The organism is Rhodanobacter sp. K2T2 (assembly GCF_013408815.1).
GTDB lineage: Bacteria > Pseudomonadota > Gammaproteobacteria > Xanthomonadales > Rhodanobacteraceae > Rhodanobacter.
The window spans coordinates 218,959-239,571 of record NZ_JACCCA010000001.1 but is presented as its reverse complement, the minus strand read 5'-3'; the positions used below and the strand labels follow the sequence as shown (position 1 = coordinate 239,571).

20 protein-coding genes are annotated in these 20,613 nt (G+C 63.5%); 9 read left to right on the top strand and 11 right to left on the bottom strand.

Translation table 11 applies throughout. The annotated features are described in order from the left end of the window. The first annotated feature begins 2 nt into the window (after nt 1–2). Entirely contained in the window at nt 3–359 is a 357-nt protein-coding gene (locus tag HDE78_RS00970) for a tRNA-binding protein (protein ID WP_179476654.1), read from the top strand. A gap of 7 nt (nt 360–366) precedes the next feature. Here the strand turns inward: HDE78_RS00970 and HDE78_RS00965 are convergent, their stop codons facing one another. From HDE78_RS00965 to HDE78_RS00930, 8 genes are all read right to left on the bottom strand, one after another. Next, nucleotides 367–1,305 (bottom strand): MBL fold metallo-hydrolase, encoded by a 939-nt coding sequence (locus HDE78_RS00965; RefSeq protein ID WP_179476653.1) that lies wholly within the window; start codon nt 1,303–1,305, stop codon nt 367–369. 154 nt (nt 1,306–1,459) lie between these two features. After that, complete coding sequence (locus HDE78_RS00960; RefSeq protein ID WP_179476652.1) at nt 1,460–2,161, bottom strand: pirin family protein; 702 nt, start codon at nt 2,159–2,161, stop codon at nt 1,460–1,462. A 150-nt stretch (nt 2,162–2,311) separates the two neighbouring features. Further along, nucleotides 2,312–2,872 carry a TlpA disulfide reductase family protein gene (locus HDE78_RS00955; protein WP_179476651.1) on the bottom strand — a complete coding sequence of 187 codons (561 nt, stop codon included), beginning with the start codon at nt 2,870–2,872 and terminating at the stop codon, nt 2,312–2,314. Nucleotides 2,873–2,930: 58 nt separating this feature from the next. Further along, a complete protein-coding gene (locus HDE78_RS00950; RefSeq protein ID WP_179476650.1) occupies nt 2,931–3,998 on the bottom strand; it encodes a transporter in 1,068 nt (355 codons plus the stop codon). 181 nt (nt 3,999–4,179) lie between these two features. Further along, nucleotides 4,180–4,527: a DUF2946 domain-containing protein gene (locus tag HDE78_RS00945; protein WP_179476649.1), complete on the bottom strand. Its 348-nt coding sequence runs from the start codon at nt 4,525–4,527 to the stop codon at nt 4,180–4,182. 167 nt (nt 4,528–4,694) lie between these two features. Continuing rightward, the gene (locus HDE78_RS00940) at nt 4,695–5,702 is read right to left on the bottom strand and encodes an NAD(P)H-quinone oxidoreductase (protein WP_345776014.1); all 1,008 of its coding nucleotides are present in this window, start codon (nt 5,700–5,702) and stop codon (nt 4,695–4,697) included. 66 nt (nt 5,703–5,768) lie between these two features. After that, complete coding sequence (locus HDE78_RS00935) at nt 5,769–6,641, bottom strand: aldo/keto reductase (protein WP_179476648.1); 873 nt, start codon at nt 6,639–6,641, stop codon at nt 5,769–5,771. Nucleotides 6,642–6,784: 143 nt separating this feature from the next. Then, nucleotides 6,785–8,155 carry a sorbosone dehydrogenase family protein gene (locus HDE78_RS00930; RefSeq protein ID WP_255457536.1) on the bottom strand — a complete coding sequence of 457 codons (1,371 nt, stop codon included), beginning with the start codon at nt 8,153–8,155 and terminating at the stop codon, nt 6,785–6,787. Nucleotides 8,156–8,326: 171 nt separating this feature from the next. Here HDE78_RS00930 and HDE78_RS00925 point away from each other — a divergent pair, with 171 nt between their 5' ends. Next, complete coding sequence (locus tag HDE78_RS00925; protein WP_179476647.1) at nt 8,327–8,650, top strand: hypothetical protein; 324 nt, start codon at nt 8,327–8,329, stop codon at nt 8,648–8,650. Between the two features lie 145 nt (nt 8,651–8,795). After that, nucleotides 8,796–9,554 carry an ATP-binding cassette domain-containing protein gene (locus HDE78_RS00920; RefSeq protein WP_179477092.1) on the top strand — a complete coding sequence of 253 codons (759 nt, stop codon included), beginning with the start codon at nt 8,796–8,798 and terminating at the stop codon, nt 9,552–9,554. 35 nt (nt 9,555–9,589) lie between these two features. On the opposite strand, the gene HDE78_RS00915 is transcribed toward HDE78_RS00920, so the two are convergent. Further along, nucleotides 9,590–11,170: an SDR family oxidoreductase gene (locus HDE78_RS00915; protein ID WP_179476646.1), complete on the bottom strand. Its 1,581-nt coding sequence runs from the start codon at nt 11,168–11,170 to the stop codon at nt 9,590–9,592. Nucleotides 11,171–11,202: 32 nt separating this feature from the next. On the opposite strand from HDE78_RS00915, the gene HDE78_RS20915 reads away from it, so the two are divergent. Both HDE78_RS20915 and HDE78_RS00910 read left to right on the top strand, forming a co-directional pair. Beyond that, nucleotides 11,203–11,325 (top strand): hypothetical protein, encoded by a 123-nt coding sequence (locus HDE78_RS20915; RefSeq protein WP_255457535.1) that lies wholly within the window; start codon nt 11,203–11,205, stop codon nt 11,323–11,325. 94 nt (nt 11,326–11,419) lie between these two features. Beyond that, on the top strand, nt 11,420–12,679 hold the full coding sequence (locus tag HDE78_RS00910; RefSeq protein WP_179476645.1) for an NAD(P)/FAD-dependent oxidoreductase: 1,260 nt from the start codon (nt 11,420–11,422) through the stop codon (nt 12,677–12,679). 9 nt (nt 12,680–12,688) lie between these two features. Here the strand turns inward: HDE78_RS00910 and HDE78_RS00905 are convergent, their stop codons facing one another. Both HDE78_RS00905 and HDE78_RS00900 read right to left on the bottom strand, forming a co-directional pair. After that, the gene (locus HDE78_RS00905) at nt 12,689–13,558 is read right to left on the bottom strand and encodes a formate/nitrite transporter family protein (RefSeq protein ID WP_345776013.1); all 870 of its coding nucleotides are present in this window, start codon (nt 13,556–13,558) and stop codon (nt 12,689–12,691) included. Nucleotides 13,559–13,657: 99 nt separating this feature from the next. Then, nucleotides 13,658–15,091 (bottom strand): MFS transporter, encoded by a 1,434-nt coding sequence (locus HDE78_RS00900; RefSeq protein ID WP_345776022.1) that lies wholly within the window; start codon nt 15,089–15,091, stop codon nt 13,658–13,660. 415 nt (nt 15,092–15,506) lie between these two features. On the opposite strand from HDE78_RS00900, the gene HDE78_RS00895 reads away from it, so the two are divergent. From HDE78_RS00895 to HDE78_RS00880, 4 genes are all read left to right on the top strand, one after another. Next, nucleotides 15,507–16,169, top strand: coding sequence for an ABC transporter ATP-binding protein (locus HDE78_RS00895; RefSeq protein WP_179476642.1), 663 nt, complete (start codon nt 15,507–15,509; stop codon nt 16,167–16,169). Beyond that, complete coding sequence (locus HDE78_RS00890) at nt 16,162–18,702, top strand: FtsX-like permease family protein (RefSeq protein WP_179476641.1); 2,541 nt, start codon at nt 16,162–16,164, stop codon at nt 18,700–18,702. The genes HDE78_RS00895 and HDE78_RS00890 overlap by 8 nt, the downstream gene beginning before the upstream one ends. A 14-nt stretch (nt 18,703–18,716) precedes the next feature. Next, a complete protein-coding gene (locus HDE78_RS00885; RefSeq protein ID WP_179476640.1) occupies nt 18,717–19,793 on the top strand; it encodes a lipocalin-like domain-containing protein in 1,077 nt (358 codons plus the stop codon). A 135-nt stretch (nt 19,794–19,928) separates the two neighbouring features. Beyond that, nucleotides 19,929–20,597, top strand: a complete 669-nt coding sequence (locus HDE78_RS00880) for an HAD-IA family hydrolase (RefSeq protein ID WP_179476639.1) — start codon at nt 19,929–19,931, stop codon at nt 20,595–20,597. The last annotated feature ends 16 nt before the right edge of the window (nt 20,598–20,613 follow it).

Genomic DNA, 20,613 nt, shown 5'->3' with positions numbered 1-20,613 from the left:
ACATGAGCGAAGAAAATCACGCGGCGCTGGAAGAAATTAGCTGGGCCGATTTCGAAAAAGTGCGGATCGTCGCCGGCACCGTCGTGCGCGTGGAACCGTTTCCCGAGGCGCGCAAACCGGCGTGGAAGGTATGGGCGGACTTCGGCCCCTACGGTGAAAAGAAAACCAGCGCCCAGATCGTCGCGCTGTACAAGGCCGAGGATCTGGTCGGCCGTCAGATCGTGGGCGTGATCAATTTTCCCGAAAAACAGATCGGCCCCTTCCGCTCGCAGTTTTTGCTCACGGGGTTCCATACCGATGAAGGCGTGGTGCTGACATCGGTCGAGCGTCAGGTACCCAACGGAACGCGGCTGGCCTGAGCCGCCATCAGGCCGCCTTTTTTTGGTTGTCCAGCCAGACTTCGAGACCCTGCGCGTTCAGTTCGATATCCATGCCGATGATGTCGACCAGCGCCGGCTTGTCGCGCGACCAACCGTGTGCGTTAGCGCGTCCGAGATAGAGGTCGGCCAGCAGATCCTTCAATATGTCATGTCGCTGGGAGGTTTTGTCTGCCGCGTGCGCCAGTTCGACCATCGCATCGATTTGAGCGTGCAGGTCGGCGGCCAGGCGATCGATGTCCTCGACGCGACCGTAGTGGGTCAGGTACATCGCGGCCGGCTTGAGGGCCACCAGGCGATCAATGGAGGCATGCAGCTCTTTTTGATCGAACTGCACGGGGGAGGTGGTCGGTACGATGAACGGACGTCCGTCCTGGTCGAATTCGCGATACGACAAACCGAACACGTCGCCGGTGAAACACACGTTGGCGCGCGAATCGTAAACGGTGTTGTGGTGCTTGGCATGTCCTGGCGTATCCAGGCAGAGCAGCGGTCGCCCGGCAAGATCGACGAGGTACTCGTCGGTGGCCTCGATCACGCGCTCGGCGGGTATCGGACGCAGGTGGCCATACGTTTCTACCATCACCGCCTCGCCATAGACGGCGCTGGCACCGGCCCATAACTTGGATGGGTCGATCATGTGGCGGGCCCCACGCGGATGCACCACAAGTTTGGCGTTGGGCAACTGCGCGATCAGCTCGCCCGCGCCGCCGGCGTGGTCCAGATGCACGTGCGTGAGGATCAGCCAGTCGACATCGGCCGGCGTGAGCCCGGCCTGATCCAACGCGGTAAGCATGCGCGGTACGGCGTAGTTGGTGCCGCAGTCGACGAAGGCGCCACGACCGTTTTCCACGATGAGATAGGCCGCATCAAATTGCGGTCTGACGAAGCCGGTGTCGATGGTGTGAATGCCGTGGCTGGTTGTCATGCTTACTCTCGCGCACGTTGACTATGAAATAGCGGTGCACAAGCGTAGCAAAACCCTCAGCAACGAAATGTTGACACGCTTAGGTGGCGATGGAACTAGAACGCTGGGGGCTGAACCCCCAGCGTTGGTGGCCACCTAACATAGCGTTTCTCGATCAGGCCGAGGCATCAACTAGGACAAGGTCGGTATCTTCCAGCGCCTTGATCCGCAGCACGGGCTCCTGATGAATGGCCGCGCCATCGCGCGTGTGCAGCGTGACGCCGTTGATCTCCACCGAGCCGCGCGACGGCACCAGATAGCCATAGCGATGGTCGCCCAGCGCATAGTCCGTCGACTCGCCGGCCTTCAGCGTGGCCCCGAGCACGCGCGCCTTGGTGCGCAGGGGCAGAGCATCGGCGTCCTGCGCAAAGCCGCTGGCCAGCGCGACGAATTTGCCGGAGCGATCGCCGGCGGGGAACGGTTTGGCGCCCCACGAAGGCGGCTGCCCGCGCTCGTCGGGAATGATCCAGATCTGGAAGATCCGCGTGGTTTCGGACTCCAGGTTGTATTCGCTGTGCGTGATGCCGGTACCTGCGCTCATCACCTGCACGTCGCCGGCTTCGGTGCGACCGCTATTTCCCAGATTGTCGCGATGCGTAATGGCGCCTTCGCGCACGTAGGTGATGATTTCCATATCGCCATGCGAATGCGGTGGAAAGCCGGTCTGCGCGGCAATCGTGTCGTCGTTCCATACGCGCAGAGCGCCCCAGCCCATGCGCCTGGCGTCGTTGTAACCGGCGAACGAAAAATGATGCTTGGCGTCGAGCCAGCCATGGTTGGCTCCGCCCAAGCTGTCAAACGGTCTGCGTTCAATCACGACATCTCTCCGATAGGTGTTGCGCGCCGGTATCGGCGCCTGCGGCAAAGGTAGGGGTTCCAGCCTTGCGCTTAAATACGCAGCCGGGAAACGGACTGTCACCCAATTGGCCGTTTTTGACGAGGATTGCCGGCCAATGGCCATGAGTCGCTATGGCGAACGGTCAAGCAGCGGCGTAACGATCTGCTCCAGCCGTTCGGGCGTCCATACCGGGTTCTTGTCCTTCCAGCCGTTGTCGACGAGATCGCCGTTGCGATCGATGGTAAAACTGACCGGCAAATGCCAGATGCGGCCATAGCCGGGCACATGAGGATCGCCCAAGAGCCCCACCGGAAAACTCACGTTCCGTGAAATCGCGCGCACCTGGTCCAGCTCATCTGGGGTGTCGAGACTGAAGCCGAGAACGACCAGCCCATCGCCGGCATGCCGCTGCGCGTAGCGGGAAAGCAGCGGCAGCTCTTCGCGGCATGGACCACACCAGGTGGCCCAGAAAGTCACGATGACGACCTTTCCCTTCAGGTCCTGCGTGGCGATCGACTTGCCGTTGAGCGTGGTCAACCGGATCGGCGGAGCGGGCTGACCCACGACAAGGCTGTTGGCGCTCGCTGCCGTCGACAAGAGCAAGGCGGACACCATCGCGATCAGGCAGCGCGAGATGACGGTTCTCACGCAGCTTGTTGGTCGGGCGGATGGGGTGCTGTTGCTGCGCATGACGTCTCGGGATGATAGCCGCCTGAAAATACAGGCGGCGGCTTTGGATAAACGATCTTCACAACGCCATACTGATTCCAACGGTTCCAGTCCAGCCAGGAAACAGTTGATAGCCCGCCAGATGGCTGTACACCGGCACCTGCACGAAAGCGTACAGCTGCAGCTTTTGGGTGATGCTGGCGCTGATGCCGGGGCTCAGGTAGGCCACCGTGCCCTCGGTATCGGGCTGATCGGCGAACGCGCCCTGGTCGGCGCTCTTGTGCAGCAGGTTGAGCTGCAGCTGCGGCACCCAGTCCGCGTGCGCTTCGTAGCGTACGCCGATGCTCATCGTGGCCAGATTGCCTGGCCGGTAATTGGCGCCTGCCGCACTCATCCGCTCCGAAACCGCCGCCTGGAACTGGCCGTTGACGAAGCCGTCGAAGTTCTGGCTGATTGGCTGGAAGTAGTAGGCGCCGACGATCAGGTCGGTACTACCGGTACCCGCCTGCAGACTCGAATCCAGCGCCTGACCGGCACCCGGGCCGTTCTTGAATAGCACCGGCGTGCCGACGAAGGTGCCGTCGTCCGTTTCTCCGCCGTAGTTGCCGGTAGGCAATTTGACGCCGAACTGCACGCCGAGATTGTGCGTCGGCAGAAAGCCCTGATAGCTGGCCAGCAGCTTGATGTCGCCAAGGCTGGACACGCTGGCGTTGCTGAGCTGGTCCGGCGCGCTTTCGGCCGGCGTGTACGGCTGCAGCTGGGTGCCGTAGGTATCGTGATCGCGCATCACGTAGGGAACCAGCAGGCTGATGCCCCAGTCTGCATTGAAGCGGTAGGCGGCGGTGAAATTGAGATATTCGTTTTTGGTGTTGTGTTCGATTTCGCCGCCGCCCAGCGACGGGTCGGATGGCCGATTGACGACTTGCTCGGGGCTGGCGTGGCTGTCGCCGCTGCGCAGTTCGTTCTGATCGATATAGGTGTAATCCAGATTGAAACGCCAGCCCGATTCGGCCGAGTACCCGGTGGCGGCATCGGTACTGAGCGTACAGCCGCAGGTGGCACAGGCCTTGGCTGCCATCGGCAGCAGCGACAACAGCAGCGCCGCGGGAAGCGACAGCGTCGTCTTGGAACACGATGAGAAATGCATGGGGGAAATCCTTGCCGGCGCGGCCTTGAGGCCGCGCATGAATGAGGGTTTCGGCATCTCGCAGGACATCGGCAGACGGCCGTCGGCGCAATCGCGACAGCGGCTCCGCAGCCTGGATGGGAGGCATGCCGAACGTGATGAGAGCGACGCTCTTGTTGTCGAGCGTCGAAGTCAGCGACCGTCAAACGAGCGACGGCGGCCCTCGGGGAGCGGCGCTCAGGATCTGCGGAAGCGGACCGGCAGGAATGGCCTGTTCGAACAGCATCTGGGCCGGAAGCAGTAGCGGCGGCAGCGCGAGGTTGACGTCACCCAGCGCCAGCGGACTGTGGCAGAACAGACTGCAATAGCCGCATTTATCCAGCGGCGAGGCGGGTTCGGACGGGCTGTTCGGATGATGGTCGCTGAGTCCGTGCGGCGTGCACCAGCCGCCCATGTCCATGTCCATCGAGATGGCATGGCTCGGCAGCATCTGCGAAACCACAGGCATGCCGACCGTGAGCCACATGGCGAACAGAGCCAGCCATGCCACCCACGTCTGCCGCCTTGTTTTTCGCAATCCCACCATCCCGATCCCGCAAGCCGGTCAATCAAGCGGGCGTAGGATCGCATATTTCTTCCAGCCTCCGGCCTCGGCGATACGCGACATAGCGCCCCATGGCCGCGCTCGGCTCGTCTTATCTCAACGCCTCTCGAGTGTTACCACTCCAGCATGATCTTGCCGATATGCGAGCTGCTCTCCATCAGCCGATGCGCTTTGGCGGCATCGGCGGCGGGAAAGACCTGGTGGATGATCGGCTGCACCTGGCGCGATTCCAGCAGCGGCCAGACAAGGTCATGCAGCGCTTTGGCGATGGCGGCCTTGAAAGCGACGGAACGCATGCGCAACGTGGAGCCGGTGACGGTGAGGCGGCGGCGCATGATCAGGCCGGCATCGATGGTGGCCTTGGCACCACCCAGCGTGGCGATGACTATCAGTCGGCCGTCTTCGGCCAGCAGCTGGATTTCGCGCGGCAGATAGTCGCCGGCGACCATATCGAGAATCACGTCGACGCCCGCACCGTCGGTATGGCGTTTTACCTCTTCGACGAAATCCTGCTCGCGGTAGTTAATGGCGATGGCGCCCAGCTTTTCGCAGGCGGCGCATTTGTCGGCGCTGCCGGCGGTAGCGAAGACGCGATAGCCGAAGGCATGCGCGAGCTGGATGGCCGTGACGCCGATGCCGCTGGAGCCGCCTTGCACCAGCAGCGACTCGTCCTTGCCGCGACTGCCCTGGCCGAGCCGGCCGCGATCGAAGACGTTGCTCCAGACGGTGAAGAAATTTTCCGGCAGCGCCGCCGCCTCGACCATCGAGAAACCTTTCGGTACGGGCAGGCACTGCAGTAGCGGCGCCACCGCATACTCGGCGTAACCGCCGCCGCCGATCAGCGCGCACACCGCGTCGCCACGCTTCAGGCCGAACGGATTGTCGCCGTCTAGATCGCCCTCGACCAGTTCGCCCGCCACTTCCATCCCGGGAATGTCGGAGACGCCCGGCGGCGGCGGGTAATGACCCTGGCGTTGAAACACGTCGGGCCGATTGACGCCCGACGCGGCGACCTTGATCAATGCCTCCCCCTTGCCGGGCTTGGGAATGTCGCGCGATCCGAGCTTGAGAACGTCCGGCTCACCCGGGTGCGTGATGTCGATGACTTGCATGGTGGACATAGAGTTTCTCTGATAACGAATGAAATCGAGCGGCGACGCCCTGCGTTCGCCGCTGAAAGACACAACTCAGGCAGAGGCTTTTTTACCGGCCTCGTCGAGCGACTTGAACTCCTCGTCCGACAGCTTGATGCCGACCGCTGCCACGTTTTCTTCCAGATGCGACACCTTCGACGTCCCGGGGATCGGCAGCATCACGGGGCTGCGCTGCAGCACCCAGGCCAGCGCGATCTGGCTCGGCGCGGCGTTGTGCTTCTTGGCAATGGCGTCGAGGACGGAGCCTGGCTTGGCCAAATCACCGGCGGCCAGCGGAAACCACGGGATAAACCCGATGTTGTGCTCGGCACAGTAGTCCAGCACCTTTTCGCTGGCGCGGTCGACCAAGTTGTACTTGTTCTGGACGGTGACGACCTTGAAATGCTTGGCCGCGGCTTCGATGTCGTCGATCGACACCTCGCTGAGGCCGGCGTGCGCGATGATGCCATCGTCGATCAGCGATTTGATTGCGGAAAACTGCTCGTCGCGCGGCACCTTGGAATCGACGCGGTGCAGCTGCCACAGATCGATGCGTTCCACGCCGAGATTCCGCAGGCTTTTGTGCGCCTGCTGGATCAGATATTCCGGGCGGCCCACCGGTATCCATTTATCCGGCCCCGTGCGCGTCAGGCCACCCTTGGTCGCGATAACCAAACCCTTATAGGGATGCAGCGCTTCGCGGATCAGCGGTTCGGATACGTCCGGCCCATACGAATCGGCGGTATCGATGAAATTGACGCCCAACTCGGGCAGGCGTTTGAGCGTACTCAGGCATTCGGCACGATCGGCCGGATCGCCCCACACACCCTTGCCGGTGATGCGCATCGCGCCGTAGCCGAGGCGATGAACCTCGAGCTCGCCCCCGATCTTGAATGAACCCGATTGGGATGCGTTGATAGTCGACATGGAAAAGTCCTCACATGGGGAGTAAAGCGGGATGTATCTGCCAGCAGGCGTCGCACATACGACTGTCTATCTGTGGGCGTATCGACGTTCGACAACCGTCATGGCGAAAGCGACACATGCGGTGACGGCCGCCCAGCTTGCCGTCAGGGCGATGCGGTAGCGGCTGCCGCCGTTTTGCCGGGCTCACCCGTAGCCGGCGCCACGCGCCACACGATATTTCCCACGTCGTCGGCGACCAGCAGCGCGCCCCTGCCATCGGTGATCACGCCGACCGGTCGGCCCTGCGCCTGACCCTTGGCGTTGAGGAAGCCGGTCAGCACGTCTTCGGGCGGCCCGGACGGTTGGCCGTTTTGAAACGGCACGAAAACGACCTTGTAGCCGCTGCGCGGATTGCGGTTCCACGAGCCGTGCTGGCCGACGAAGGCGCCGTTGTCGTAATGCACGGGCAACAAATGCGCGGTGTAAAAGGTGAGACCCAGCGATGCCGTGTGCGGGCCCAGCGCATAGTCGGGCACGATGGCTTTGGCGACCAGGGCGGGATTCTGCGGCTGCGCGCGCTCGTCCACGTGCTGGCCGTAATAGCTGAAGGGCCAGCCGTAGAAGCCGCCTTCCTTCACCGATGTCATGTAGTCGGGGACCAGATCGCTGCCGATCTCGTCGCGCTCGTTGACGGCCGTCCACAGCGCGCCGCTTTGCGGTTGCCACGCCATGCCGTTCGGGTTACGCAGGCCGGTGGCGAACACACGCGAGGTGCCGCTGGCGATGTCGAATTCGAGAATGCGCGCGCGATCGTGTTCCACCGCCAGACCGTTCTCGCCCACGTTGCTGTTGGAGCCGACAGTGATGTAAAGCTTGCTGCCATCGGGGCTGGCGATGACGTTCTTGGTCCAGTGGTGATTGATCGTGCCGGCCGGCAGATCCATGACCTTGGTCGGCGCCGCCGTAATGGTCGTTTCGCCCGGCACATACGGAAAGCTCAGCAGCGCATCGCTGTCGGCGACGTAAAACGTATGACCGACCAGCGCCATGCCGAACGGCGAGCTGAGGTTTTTCAGGAATACCGTCTGCGTATCGGCGATGCCGCTGCCGTGCGTGTCGCGCAGCAAGGTGATGCGATTGGCACTGGGCACACCGGCGCCTGCGCCGGCCATCACCTTTTTTGCCACCCAGCCCTTGATGCCGCGGCTGTCGTCAGGTTTGGGTGGTGCGTTGGTTTCGGCGACCAGCACATCGCCGTTGGGCAAGGTGTAAAGCCAGCGCGGATGATCCAGGCCTTTGGCGAACGCGTTCACCGAAAGACCCGGTGCCGCAACAGGCAACGTGCTTTCGGGCCAGCCCACCGCTTTGGCAGTCTTCATCGTGGGAAGCAGCGTCTTGTGCGGCGCGGGCAGCTCCGGATGACTGCCCGTGCCATCGCGCACCTGCAGCGTGGCCGTATCGCCGCAGCCGACCAGCATCAGCGCCGTCGACAAGGCCATGGCCGAGGAAACCGCGGTTCGAAAGAAAACACGCATGACCGTACTCCGTTGAGCAAGACGCTAGTGCATACCTTTACCGGGGAATGCTGTGTGAAAACTTAGCGCGGCATGGACACACGCATCACGCGCGACGTGGAGAAATGCCGAACGGCGAGCGCCACCGGCGCCGCCTGATTCTCATTTTCATCGCCCGCGTTGGAGCAACTCATGGCTGATCAGAAAAAACTGTTTCTCACCGAACTTCGTCTGTGCGGTGAGTCCAATCACTGGCGCGTTGATGCGCGCTACACCGGCGCAGTAGAACAGGAGGACGGCGGCGACGACTCCGCCAATCAGCAGGGCGACGGAGAGAAAAAGAAGTCGTCCCAGCCGGAGGAAATCCAGCTGTCGATTCTGGTGCCGGCGGGCGACCGCTCGGTGGTCGATCTGCAGATCGACGCGATGGATCGAGCCATCGCCTTTCTGCAAACCACAGTGAACGCGGCGCGCCAGGAGCAGCTCAACCGATCGGACGCTGCCGTCCGCGAATAGTTCTGCAGGCCGACGCCGCTGGATCAGCCCGCAACGTATTGCCGCGCGTACGCTTTGCGGGCATGGTTGATCGCCTTACAGGTGACCAACGGACCCATCCTTGAACGGTAACGAAAACCTGCTGGCGATCGATCGTGCCAGCGTGATGCAAGGCGATCGCCTCGTACTCGACCGCTTGAGCCTGAGCATTGCCGACGGGCAGCACACGGCGATTCTCGGCCCTAACGGATCGGGCAAATCCACGCTGGTGAAGGTGATTGCGCGCCAGCTCTATCCGCTGGCGCAGCGCGATGGCAGCGGCACGGTACGCATCTTTGGGCGCGACCGCTGGAACGTGGCCGAGCTGCGCAGCCTGCTGGGCATCGTTTCCCCGGCGGTGCAGCTGGATTACACCAGCGATACGCCAGTGGAGGTGTTCGATGCGGTGGTGTCCGGTTTCTTTGCGGCCCGCGGGGTCAGCTTTCATCATCAGGTAACTGACGACATGCGTAGCCGTGCGGCAGAGGCGTTGTCGCAAGCCGGCGCGGCGGATTTGATAGGCCGCGACATGGCTAGCCTGTCCACCGGCGAGGCCCGACGCGTGCTGATTGCCCGCGCGCTTGTCCATCAACCGCGTGCGCTGCTGCTGGACGAACCGTGCGCCGGTCTGGATATGGCCAGCCGCCGGCGCTTTCTGGAAAGCCTGCGCGAACTGGCGCGCGCAGGCACCACACTATTGCTGGTGACGCATCATGTCGAGGAAATCCTGCCGGAAATCGACCACGTGGTATTGCTGCGCAATGGGCAGGTGTTTCGACAGGGTTCGAAGGCGGATACCCTGACCGACGACGCCCTGTCCGACACGTTCGGCATGCCGGTGCAGGCGACGCGGCACGGCGACTACTACGCTGCGGCGCTGGACTGAATCGGCGTCTCGATCGATCCGCGTGCTATGCGTGCTTACCAGTCCGTCGGCTTGTAGTCCTTCAGAAACTGTCCCCACACGTGCTCTCCCGTGCGCATGCCGTGGACGATCGGATCGACGATGCGCGCCGCGCCGTCGATGATGTCCAGCGGCGGATGAAAGCGCTCCTCGATGACTTTCTTTGCCGCCAGCCCGGCCGGATCTTCATCGGTGACCCAGCCGGTGTCCACGCTGTTCATGTGGATGCCGTCGTTGTGATAGTCGGCCGCGGCGGTGCGCGTCATCATATTGAGCGCGGCCTTGGCCATATTGGTGTGCGGGTGGCGCGTGGTCTTGAAGCTGCGATAGAACTGACCCTCCATCGCGGAGACGTTGACGATGTGCTTGTCCCGCTCCGGCGTGCGCAGCATCAGCGGCTTCAGCCGCGCATTGATGATGAAGGGTGCGATCGCGTTGACCAGCTGCACCTCGAGCAGTTCGACCGACGGCACTTCCGCCATCAGCAGACGCCAGGAGTTGCGCTCGCGCAGGTCGATCTGCTGCAGGTCCTGATCGAGTCTGCCGTCGGGAAACAGATGCTGCTGCGCCAGCAGCTCTTCCGGCAGCAGCGGCAGCTGCGAGAGTTCGGCCGCACGGGTGAGGCCGGCCATGCTCGATGCGCCGCCCCTCGCTGCGACGTCGCTCGCTCCGGCCTCGGGCAACAGATGTGCGCCACGCAGCCCTTCGTAATGGCCGACCAGCTGGCGCACATGCGCCGGCAGATCGTGCAGTGCGGCCGTTTCGCCGTCCATCATGTGGGCGTAGAAATCGGGCGGACGACGTACCGTCTGGCAGGCGTTGTTGATGATGAAATCCAGCCGCGGCCGCGTCGTCAGCAACTCGTGGCAGAACGCCTCCACGCTGGGCGTGTGGCGCAGGTCGAGGCCGTAAATCTGCAGCCGGTCGCTCCACTGCGCGAAGTCGGGCTCTTCCGCATAGCGCGCCGCGGAGTCGCGCGGAAAGCGTGTGGTGACGATCAGCTCGGCGCCGGCGCGCAGCAGTTTCAATCCGGCCTGATAGCCGATCTTGACCCGGCCGCCGGTCAGCAGCGCCACGCGTCCGCGCAGGTCGGCCAGCTCGGTGCGCTTGGCGTAGTTGAACGTCGCACAATCCGGGCACAGCTGGTCGTAGAAGAAGTGAATGGCCGAATACTTTTTCTTGCAGACGTAGCAATGCTGCGGCTCGATCGCCTCACGCGGTTGCGCGGCATCCGCATCGGGCGGCACGTCATGGGGTTCGAAGCCTTCCGGCGCAAACGCGCTGGGCGCGCTGAACACCGGCTTGCGCCGCAGCGCGCGAATGCCGGTCTGGTTGAGCATTTCGTCGTCGGCGCGAATCTTTGACGCGTAATGCGCTTTTTGCCTAGCCTTGAGCTTGATCCGTCGCACCGCCGGATCGGGGTGGTACACGTTGGCTACGGCCTGCTGCAGTCGTGCGCGCTCCTGTGCCGGCAACGCGGCCAGCAGCAGCGGATCGGCCACCAGCGATTCGAGCAGCGCGGTGGCTTCGCGCAGGCGATCGAGCAATGCCGATTCCGTCTCGTCGGAATCGGGTGAGTTGGGCGGGAGGCTGGTCAAGACGTTTTCCGTATTCGTGAGAGGCGCAAGTCATGCCGAACAACGGCGCATTGGTCGACGCCTTGCTGCAGCAGCCGGTTATTTTGCCTGCATTCTCCTGCCAGCGCGCGTGCCCGATCGCGTGCTCCTGCGAGCTGTCGTATCGTTATCGGTGAACGAGCCGCACACTTCAGCTCTGCTAAAAGGTGCATGAAACACGAATGTCGGCTTGCGTGCTTTTACGTCGAGCTTCATCAACGCGAGGTAATCATGAGCAGCACGACAGCATTGCCCCACGTGATCATCATCGGTGGCGGGTTCGGTGGACTGAGCGCGGCGCGTGCGCTGCGTAAGGCGCCGCTGCGTATCACGCTGATCGACCGTACCAACCACCACCTGTTTCAGCCGCTGTTGTATGAGGTGGCGACAGCCGGCCTGTCCGGGCCGGATATCGCGGCGCCGCTGCGGCATATTTTGCGCAGGCAGGCCAACATCACTGTGCGCATGGAAACCGTCACGTCCATCGACGTAGGACAGAAGCGCGTCTCGATGGGCGAAGACGTGATGGCGTACGACTATCTCATCGTGGCTACGGGCTCCAGCCACGCTTATTTCGGCCACGACGACTGGGCCACCGATGCGCCGGGCATGAAGACGATGAACGACGCGCTGGCCATCCGTCGGCATATCCTCAACGCGTTCGAGGCGGCCGAGCGCGAGTCAGACCCGGAGAAGCGTGCGGCGTGGCTCAGTTTTGTGGTGATCGGCGCCGGGCCCACCGGCGTCGAACTGGCCGGTACGCTGGCGGAGATCGCGCATCACACCTTGGCCAACGAATTTCGGGTCGCCGATCCGCATCAGGCGCAGATTCATCTGGTCGAAGCGGGCCCGCGCGTGCTGGCCTCGATGCCGGCCGATCTGTCGGCCAAGGCGCAGCGGCAGCTGGAGCAGATGCAGGTGCGCGTGCACCTGAATTCGGCCGTCACCGGCGTCGGCGAGGACCATGTGCAAATCGGTGAGCAGCGCATCGAGGCGCGCACCCTGGTCTGGGCGGCGGGCGTCGCCGCGTCGTCTCTGGGCCGTCAGCTGGATACGCCCTGCGATCGCGCCGGTCGCGTGCAGGTATCGCCCGATCTGTCGCTGCCGCAGCACCCGGAAGTCTTTGTGATCGGCGACTTGGCGCATCTGCAGCAGGATGGCAAACCGGTGCCGGCGCTGTCGCCTGCCGCCAAGCAGATGGGCGCGCATGCGGCTCAGATGATTTGCGAGCGCATGGCCGGCCGCGCCACGCGTGCATTCCGCTACAAGGATTACGGCAGCTTTGCCACCATCGGTCGCGGCAAGGCCGTCGCCGATCTGCGCGGCCTCCATCTGTCCGGGCTCGTTGCGTGGTGGCTGTGGCTTGTCGTGCACATTTTCTTTCTGATCGGCTTCGGCAATCGCATGCTCATCACCACCGGCTGGGCCTGGTCGTATCTCACCTGGCAACGCAATGCGCGGATCATCGTCGGCGGCGAATCGCGAAAGTAGCGTACCTGGTTAATCGCCGCCGCTGCGCACCTGCGCATGGCTGATCAGCGCAAAGATGAAACTGCCGCCGACGATATTGCCGGCCAGCGTGGGCAGCGCAAAGCGCAGCGCGTAGTCGGCGAAGCGAATATCGCCCGCGAATACGAGGTAAAGCGACTCCACCGTGCCCACGATGATGTGAGTAAAGCCGCCGATGGCTATCAGGTAGGTCACAATCACGATGATAGCGATCTTGGCTTTCTCGGCCGATGGTAGCAGCCACACTAGGGTGGCGATCAGCCAGCCGGCGAGGATGCCCTTGGTGAACATCTGCAGCGGCGAGTTCTTCATCAGCTCCTTGCCGATATCGGTGAAGGCCGATTGCGTATCGCCGTCGAACTGCTGCAGATGCAGAATGCCATAGGCAAACAGCGCGGCGCCGATCAGGTTGCCGATCAGCACGATGCCCCACATCCGCAACAGGGAAGCGAATTTGCGCAGGCTGGGTTCGGTCATCAGCGGCAGCACGGCCGTCATGGTGTTCTCGGTAAACAGCTGCTGCCGGGCCAGGATGACCACGAGATAGCCGAAGCAGTAGCCGAAATTTTCGAGCAGAAACCGCCCGGGGAAATCGCCCAGATGCGTGTGGAGAAGACCTCGCGCCAGCAGCGAAAAACCCATCGACAGGCCGGCCGCCAGCGACGACCAGCCCAGCGCCGCGACGCCGCGCTTGAGCTCGTGCTCGCCTTCGCGGCGGATGATTTCATGCAGCACTGCCGCCCGTGGCGGGCGCTTTTCCTCGACGTCGCCCTGCTCATTGCCGGACAGTGCGAAGCCGTCGCTGGGACCGGCGTCCTCGTTATCGGCTTTGCCGTGTTGAGGGGATGGCTGATCTTTCACGCGCGGGCTCCATTGATGGGCTTCGTCCATCGAGCCGTAGGGCGCTCATGATGAATGGCGCGATGTATCGGCAGCGTCCACGCGCGGGAGGGCAGGGATCTATCTCGGCGCTAGCCGCTGTTTCGGCCGATAACCGCTCAATTCATCACCGGCGTCGTGCGCAAAGCCGGCGTGCCAGCGCATCGAACTAAGCGAGATCAGCGTCACCACGACGAAGGCGATGGAGAAGTCCATCAGATGCGGTTCGGCGTGGTCGCCCACGGCCATGGTCAGTTTCAGGATAAGCGCGCCGCTGCACACGCCCACGGAAAGCATCAGCTGCTGCAGCGTGGTGTACAGGCTGCTGGCCGCGCTGGTGCGCGAGTTGGGTACCGCCTCATAGGCGACGGTGTTGTAGGCGGCAAACTGAAACGACATGAACGCGCCGCAGCAGAACAGTAGGGTGAACATCAGCCAGTCGGGCCAGCCCGGGCGGAAAAACGCGCAGACCGCGTAGCCCAGGCTGGAAAGCATGCCGTTGACCATCATGCCGCGGCGAAAACCTGTCATTCGCAGCAGGCGCGGCGTGACGCTGCGCATCACCAGCGCACCGAGCGAGGTGGCCAGAATCAGCTTGCCGCTTCTTACCGCCGACAGGCCGAAGCCGATCTGGAACATCAGCGGCAGCAGAAACGGCTGCGCGCCCTGGGTCACGCGCATCAGCGAACCGGAGATCACCGACAGACGGAAGGAGTCGATCTTCAGCAGCGACAGATCCATCAGCGGATCGGGCCGCCGTTTCGCATGCCAGACATAAGCCGCGCAGGCGGCCGTGCCGATGGCGAGCAGGAGCAGGGCGCGCAGCAGGTCGGCGTTCTGCCCGATCGTTTCGAAGCCGAACAACAGGCAGCCCAGGCCCACACCGCACAGGACAAAACCGAGAAAATCGAAGCGCGACGGCGTCGATTCGCTGGGAATCTCCGGCACAAACCGGCGCACGAGCCAGAAGCCGAGCAGGCCGATCGGCACGTTGATGTAAAAGATCCAGCGCCAGCTGAGGTAACTGACGATGAAGCCACCCAGCGGCGGCCCAATCAGCGGCCCGAGAAACGCCGGCACCAGCGTCCACGACATGGCCGAGACGAGATTGCGCCGCTCCACCGTGCGCAGCAGGATCAGCCGCCCGATCGGCGCCATCATCGCGCCCCCGGCGCCCTGCAGCAGTCGCGCAGCCACCATCGCGGGCAGGCTGGTCGTCAATGAGCAGACGATTGAACCGGCGACGAATACGCCGATCGCCACGCTGAAAACGCGCCGCGCGCCGAAACGGTCGGCCATCGCACCGCTGGCCGGAATGAAGATCGCCAGCATCAGCAGGTACGAGGTAATCGCGATGCTCATCGCCGGCGCGGTCACGGCAAAATCGTGCGCCATCGTCGGCAGCGCGGTGGCCAGCACGGTGGCGTCCATCTGCTCCATGAAGATGGCGCAGGCGACAATCAGCGAGGTCACGCGGTAATCGGGAAACACCGGCGCCGAGGGAGCAGGCACCACGGTTTCCTCAAGGGAGGGGCTTGCCACTGAAAATCCTTTGGGCGAGCAGTCAGGCCAGTACGGCGAGCCAGGGGAAGCCAGCCAGACCACTCAAGAAAGCGACGCCCGGTTCGCGCGTCGCAACGCGCCAATTATTCGCCTGCGGGCGAGCCAGGACAAGCGCGGCGCTTGCTCTGCCGGCGAATAGCCTTGAGTGGCGTTGACGCTATCGTCGCGCGAGCGCATCGGCCTGGGGCGAAGTAACGCAGCCGGCACGAGCGCGGCGGGCCAGTAACGTAAGATGCCGAAGGTAAGACAAGATCGCCGATCGTCGGGTTGACGACGTGTCCAAAAAACTTTCTTCGTGTGCCGGTAACAGAGCCAGCGCATTCCTTTCGCCTCCAACCATCGCCTTCCACGCCGAGTTACCTATTCCATGCTGACGGTGACATCGCTACGCAAGGCCGTGCCGGGCGGTAGGGTTCTTTTCCAGGACTTGAATCTGACGGTCCGCAACGGACAGTTTGTCGCCATTACGGGCGAGTCGGGCGTAGGCAAATCGACCCTGCTCAACCTGCTGGCCGGGCTGGACCGAGCAGATGCCGGATCGGTGGTGATCGACGGCACCGCGCTGGAGCTGCTGCAGGACGATGAGCTGACCCGGCTTCGACGCGATCGAATCGGTTTCGTCTTTCAGGCCTTTCACGTGCTGCCGCATTTGGACCTGGCGCACAACGTGGCGCTGCCGCTGGTGCTGCAAAAGGTCGACGCCCACGAGGCGCTGGCGAGAGCGACTGGCATGCTCGAGGCGATCGGCCTGGGCGGAAGGGGCGCGGACTATCCGCGACAACTTTCCGGCGGCGAGTTGCAGCGCATCGCTATCGCTCGCGCCTTGATCCATCGTCCAGGCCTGATTCTCGCCGACGAGCCGACCGGCAATCTGGATCCGGAAACGGCGGCGAAAGTCATGGCGCTGTTTGTCGATCAGGTGCGCGAGGCTGGCGCCTCCGTGGTGCTGGTCACCCACTCGCCGGCCTCGGCAGCGGTGGCTGATCGTGTACTGCACCTCACGCGCGACGGGCTGGTCGAGCATGGGTGAGCGCGGGTCGCTGCCGCTGGTCGCGATGCGCTGGATGATCGTCAGCGAGTGGCGAACGTATCCCTCGCGAATCGCGATCGCGGTGTTGGCCATCGCGCTGGGTGTCGCGCTTGGCTTTGCCGTACATCTGATCAACGGTTCGGCGCTGAGCGAATTCGATCATGCCATTCAGACCGTCAGCGGCGATGCGGATTTGCAGGTCCATGCCACCAGCGCGGCCGGGTTTTCCGAGGCGCTCTATCCGCAGATGGCGCACGTGTCGGGCATCGCCAAGGTCAGCCCGGTGGTCGAACTGCATGCTCAGGCGCAGGGTCATGCCGCGCTGACGATCCTGGGCCTGGACGTTCTCAGTGCGGCGGTGGTCACACCGCGATTGCTGGGACGCCGCAGCGACGGCCAGCATGATCCGAGCGACTTTTTCAGCGACAGCGCGATTTTTCTATCAGCGGCCGCCATGCAGGCCAGCGGCCGGCGCGTGGGGCAGTCGATCGACATCACGTCGATGGGGCACAGCGCCAGTTTTCGCATCATCGGCGACCTGCCGGGTATCCCGGCGGGTCAGGCCATCGGGGTGATGGATATTGCCGCGGCGCAGTGGCGTTTCGGTCAGCTCGGCAAGCTGCAGCGGCTGGACTTTCGCCTCGCGCCTGATGCGGATCGGGCGCAGCTTTCATCGGCACTGGCATCGCGCTTGCCACTTGGCGCGGAGATCGTGACCCGGCATAACGAGGAGACGCGCAGCGATAGCTTATCGCGCGCGTATCGCGTCAACCTGGACATGCTGGCGCTGATGGCGCTGCTGACCGGCGGATTTCTCGTGTACTCGGCGCAATCGCTTTCGGTGGCACGCCGACGCCCGCAGTTCGCGTTGATCCGGGTGCTGGGGCTGGAGCGCCGTAGCCTGGTGGCGCAGATTTTTCTGGAGGCGCTGGTGGTTGGTGCTGTGGGGGCACTTGGCGGGCTGCTCCTAGGCCTCGGATTGGCCGCGGCGGCGCTGCATCTGTTGGGGAGCGATCTCGGCGGCGGCTACTTCAGCGGCGGCGTGCCGCATCTGAGTTTTGCGCCGGGCGCTGCCATTGCTTTCGGCGCGCTTGGTGTGGCCGCTTCGCTGGTGGGCGGCCTGCTGCCGGCGCGCGACGCAGCGCGCAGCCAACCGGCGCTGGCGCTGAAAAATCTCGGCGATGCAATCGATCCCCGCGTCCATCCACGCATCCGGCTCGCCTTGCTGTTGGTGGTTCTGGGCGCGGCGGGAAGCCTGGCGCCGGCGGTGAACGGGCTGCCGATCTTTGGCTATGCGTCGATGGCGCTGCTGCTAGCTGGCGGCATCGCCATGATGCCGTGGTTGGCAAGAACGCTGCTGTGGATTTTTCTACGGCGACCGATAAGCAACGTATCACTGTCGTTGGCGATACAGCGACTGTGGGGCGCGCCGTCGCAGGCGGCGCTGGCGCTGAGCGGTATCGTTGCTTCCACCAGCCTGATGATTGCCATGGCCGTCATGGTGGTGAGCTTTCGCGGTTCCGTGGAGGCCTGGCTGTATCAGGTGCTGCCGGCCGATCTCTACCTGGCGCTAGACGACAGCGGCGTCGGCGGCGGGTTCGATGCGGTGACGCAAAACAACATGCGTCACGTGGAGGGCGTGGCCTGGATGGGTTTTATGAAAGAGACGCCGCTGCGGCTCGCGCCGGACAAACCCGACGTATGGCTTATTGCGCGCACCGTCGACGGCCCCGCCGGCGGTCTGCCGCTGCTGAGCCCTGGCCTCGCCGTGCCGCCCAACGACATTCCGGTATGGGTTTCGGAACCGGCCGCGGGCATTTACGGCATCCATCCGGGCGACCATTTGGTGCTGCCCATCGCCGGGGTCACGCCGCGCGTTTTTGTCGCGGGAATCTGGCGCGACTACGGGCGTCAGCAGGGTTCCATCGTGATCGATAGCGATACCTACACGCGCCTGACCGGTGATGCTCGTCGCAGCATCGCGTCGGTTGCCTTGAAGAAAGGCGCGTTGGCCGATGCGGTGATCGCCCGTCTGCGCGCGGTGCTGCCCGCCGGGGTGGCAGATCATCTGAGCGTGAGCCGATCGCAGGAGATTCGCAGCAAGGGCATTGCCGCGTTCGATCGCAGCTTCGCCATCACCTATCTGCTCGAAGCGATTCCGATTCTGGTCGGTCTTATCGGCGTGGCCGCGACCGTCTCCGCGCAGACGCTGGCCCGAATCAAGGAGTTCGGCATGCTGCGGCACATCGGCGTGTTGCGTCTTCAGATCGTGGCGATGCTGATCGCCGAGGGCGCGCTGCTGGGAGCGATCGGCGGGATCGCCGGCATCGGCCTTGGGCTGGCCATGAGCCAGATCCTGATCCGCGTGGTCAATCCGCAGTCGTTTCACTGGACCATGGATACACGCATTCCCTGGCTGCTTTTTATCATCGTGATCGTTGCGCTGATCGTTGCCGCCGGCGGCACGGCGCTGTTCGCCGGACGGCGTGCGCTGTCGACCGCGGCGGTGACTGCGGTGCGGGAGGACTGGTGATGATCCGGCGGCGCATGACGCGATGGATCCTGCTGGTAATCTGGCTAGTTTCGTGCGGCTTCGCACAGGCACCGGCGCGCGCAGAAGGTCCGGTCTATGCCGATGTGTTGCCGGGTCATTCGCTGACCTTTCCCGCCGACTACGGCGCCCATCCGGACTTTCGGACCGAGTGGTGGTACGTCACCGGCTGGCTGCACACGCCCGACGGTCCAAGAGGCTTTCAAATCACGTTCTTTCGCTCGCGACCGGATGTCGATCAGAACAATCCCAGCGCGTTTTCGCCCAAACAAATCATCCTTGCTCACGTTGCCCTGTCGGATCCGAAGCTGGGCAAACTGATCGATGACCAGCGTATTGCCCGCCAGGGATTTGGTCTGGCAAACGCCGCCACGGGCGATACGGCGGTGGTGCTCGACGACTGGAGCCTGGTGCGCGGTGCCGACGATGTCTACACCGCCAGGGCCGGCACCGAAGCGTTCGGCCTAAACCTGCATTTGCGGCCGACGCAGGCGTTGCTGATTCAGGGCGACCGCGGATACAGCAGCAAAGGCGCGTCGGCCGGCGAGGCAAGCTACTACTACAGTGCGCCGCATCTTTCGGTTGCCGGTACGCTTCGTCAGGGTGGCCGCACGTTCGAGGTGAGCGGCGATGCGTGGCTGGATCATGAGTGGTCGTCCAGTTTTCTGGCAGCGCGTTCGGCCGGCTGGGACTGGACCGGATTGAACCTTGATGACGGCGGCTCGCTGACCGCATTCCAGGTTCGTGATGCCGCCGGTCAGCCGGTCTGGGCTGGCGGAAGCTTCCGTGATGCGAGCGGCGCTACCGTCGTGCTTCGACGCGACGACGTGCAGTTTTCCACGAAGCGCAGCTGGCTATCGCCGCGCACCGGCATCCATTATCCGGTGGTGCAGACGCTTACGATCAAACTGCCATCGGGGTCAAGGCAGTTCATCCTCACGCCGCTGTTCGACGATCAGGAGCTCGATAGCCGCGCGACCGGCGGCCCGGTGTACTGGGAAGGCGCGGTGAAGACCGACGGTGGAAAGGGCTATCTCGAATTGGTCGGGTACGCCACGGCGGTGAAAATTTAGCGGCGCGGTAGAATCTTAAGTATCGCTTCGCTATCGAGACGCCTCGGCGGCTCTTCACGGTAGTTCGCGTGGCAAAACATCATTCTTACATTTCGCTTGGCTTAGCCAGGCCTGCTTCGCTTTCAAGGAAACCCCATGCGTTTGGCTGTTGGTACGGAACTGGTTGCCCGGGCTTTGTTGTTTGATATGGACGGTACGCTGATCGATTCTCGCGTCATGGTCGAGACCTTGTGGAAGGACTGGTGCGACGCGCACGGCGTGGATTTCGACTGGGTGCTGCCGCAGTTGCACGGCGTTCGTCTCGCCGATTCCGTCCGTCATTTCACGCCCGCCGGTTATGACGTGGAGCTGGAAATCCGCACGATGTACGACATCGAGCTGCGCAGTACCGATGGCATCGTGCCGATCAAGGGCGCGCTCGAACTGCTGGCCACCCTGCCCGAGGATCGCTGGACCATCGTGACTTCGGCCGATCAGGAACTGGCGCGCGCGCGGCTGGCGGTTACCGGCATCGTGCCGCCGCCGAAGATGGTTGGCGGCGACGATGTGAAAGAGGGCAAGCCGCATCCGGCGGGTTATCTGGAAGGCGCGCGACGGCTGGGATGCGCGCCGGAAAAGACCCTGGTATTCGAGGATGCCGTCGCCGGCATCCGCGCCGGTCAGGCCGCGGGCGCGCGCGTGATTGCGCTGGCGACCGGCCATCCCGGTGAGATCCCTGAGGGAGTGGAGTGGATTCCCGATATGTCGGCACTGCGTTTTGTCGGTGTCGATGCCGACGGCGTGCACCTGCGCGTCGTGGCCTGAGTCGAGGACAAATTCT

Excerpts from the sequence above, each read along its gene's own strand:
- HDE78_RS00970 (WP_179476654.1), top strand. The coding sequence starts at position 3 with ATGAGCGAAGAAAATCACGCGGCGCTGGAAGAAATTAGCTGGGCCGAT.
- HDE78_RS00965 (WP_179476653.1), bottom strand. The coding sequence starts at position 1,305 with ATGACAACCAGCCACGGCATTCACACCATCGACACCGGCTTCGTCAGA.
- HDE78_RS00955 (WP_179476651.1), bottom strand. The coding sequence starts at position 2,872 with ATGCGCAGCAACAGCACCCCATCCGCCCGACCAACAAGCTGCGTGAGA.
- HDE78_RS00950 (WP_179476650.1), bottom strand. The coding sequence starts at position 3,998 with ATGCATTTCTCATCGTGTTCCAAGACGACGCTGTCGCTTCCCGCGGCG.
- HDE78_RS00940 (WP_345776014.1), bottom strand. The coding sequence starts at position 5,702 with ATGTCCACCATGCAAGTCATCGACATCACGCACCCGGGTGAGCCGGAC.
- HDE78_RS00935 (WP_179476648.1), bottom strand. The coding sequence starts at position 6,641 with ATGTCGACTATCAACGCATCCCAATCGGGTTCATTCAAGATCGGGGGC.
- HDE78_RS00930 (WP_255457536.1), bottom strand. The coding sequence starts at position 8,155 with ATGCGTGTTTTCTTTCGAACCGCGGTTTCCTCGGCCATGGCCTTGTCG.
- HDE78_RS00925 (WP_179476647.1), top strand. The coding sequence starts at position 8,327 with ATGGCTGATCAGAAAAAACTGTTTCTCACCGAACTTCGTCTGTGCGGT.
- HDE78_RS00920 (WP_179477092.1), top strand. The coding sequence starts at position 8,796 with ATGCAAGGCGATCGCCTCGTACTCGACCGCTTGAGCCTGAGCATTGCC.
- HDE78_RS20915 (WP_255457535.1), top strand. The coding sequence starts at position 11,203 with ATGCCGAACAACGGCGCATTGGTCGACGCCTTGCTGCAGCAGCCGGTT.
- HDE78_RS00910 (WP_179476645.1), top strand. The coding sequence starts at position 11,420 with ATGAGCAGCACGACAGCATTGCCCCACGTGATCATCATCGGTGGCGGG.
- HDE78_RS00895 (WP_179476642.1), top strand. The coding sequence starts at position 15,507 with ATGCTGACGGTGACATCGCTACGCAAGGCCGTGCCGGGCGGTAGGGTT.
- HDE78_RS00890 (WP_179476641.1), top strand. The coding sequence starts at position 16,162 with ATGGGTGAGCGCGGGTCGCTGCCGCTGGTCGCGATGCGCTGGATGATC.
- HDE78_RS00885 (WP_179476640.1), top strand. The coding sequence starts at position 18,717 with ATGACGCGATGGATCCTGCTGGTAATCTGGCTAGTTTCGTGCGGCTTC.
- HDE78_RS00880 (WP_179476639.1), top strand. The coding sequence starts at position 19,929 with ATGCGTTTGGCTGTTGGTACGGAACTGGTTGCCCGGGCTTTGTTGTTT.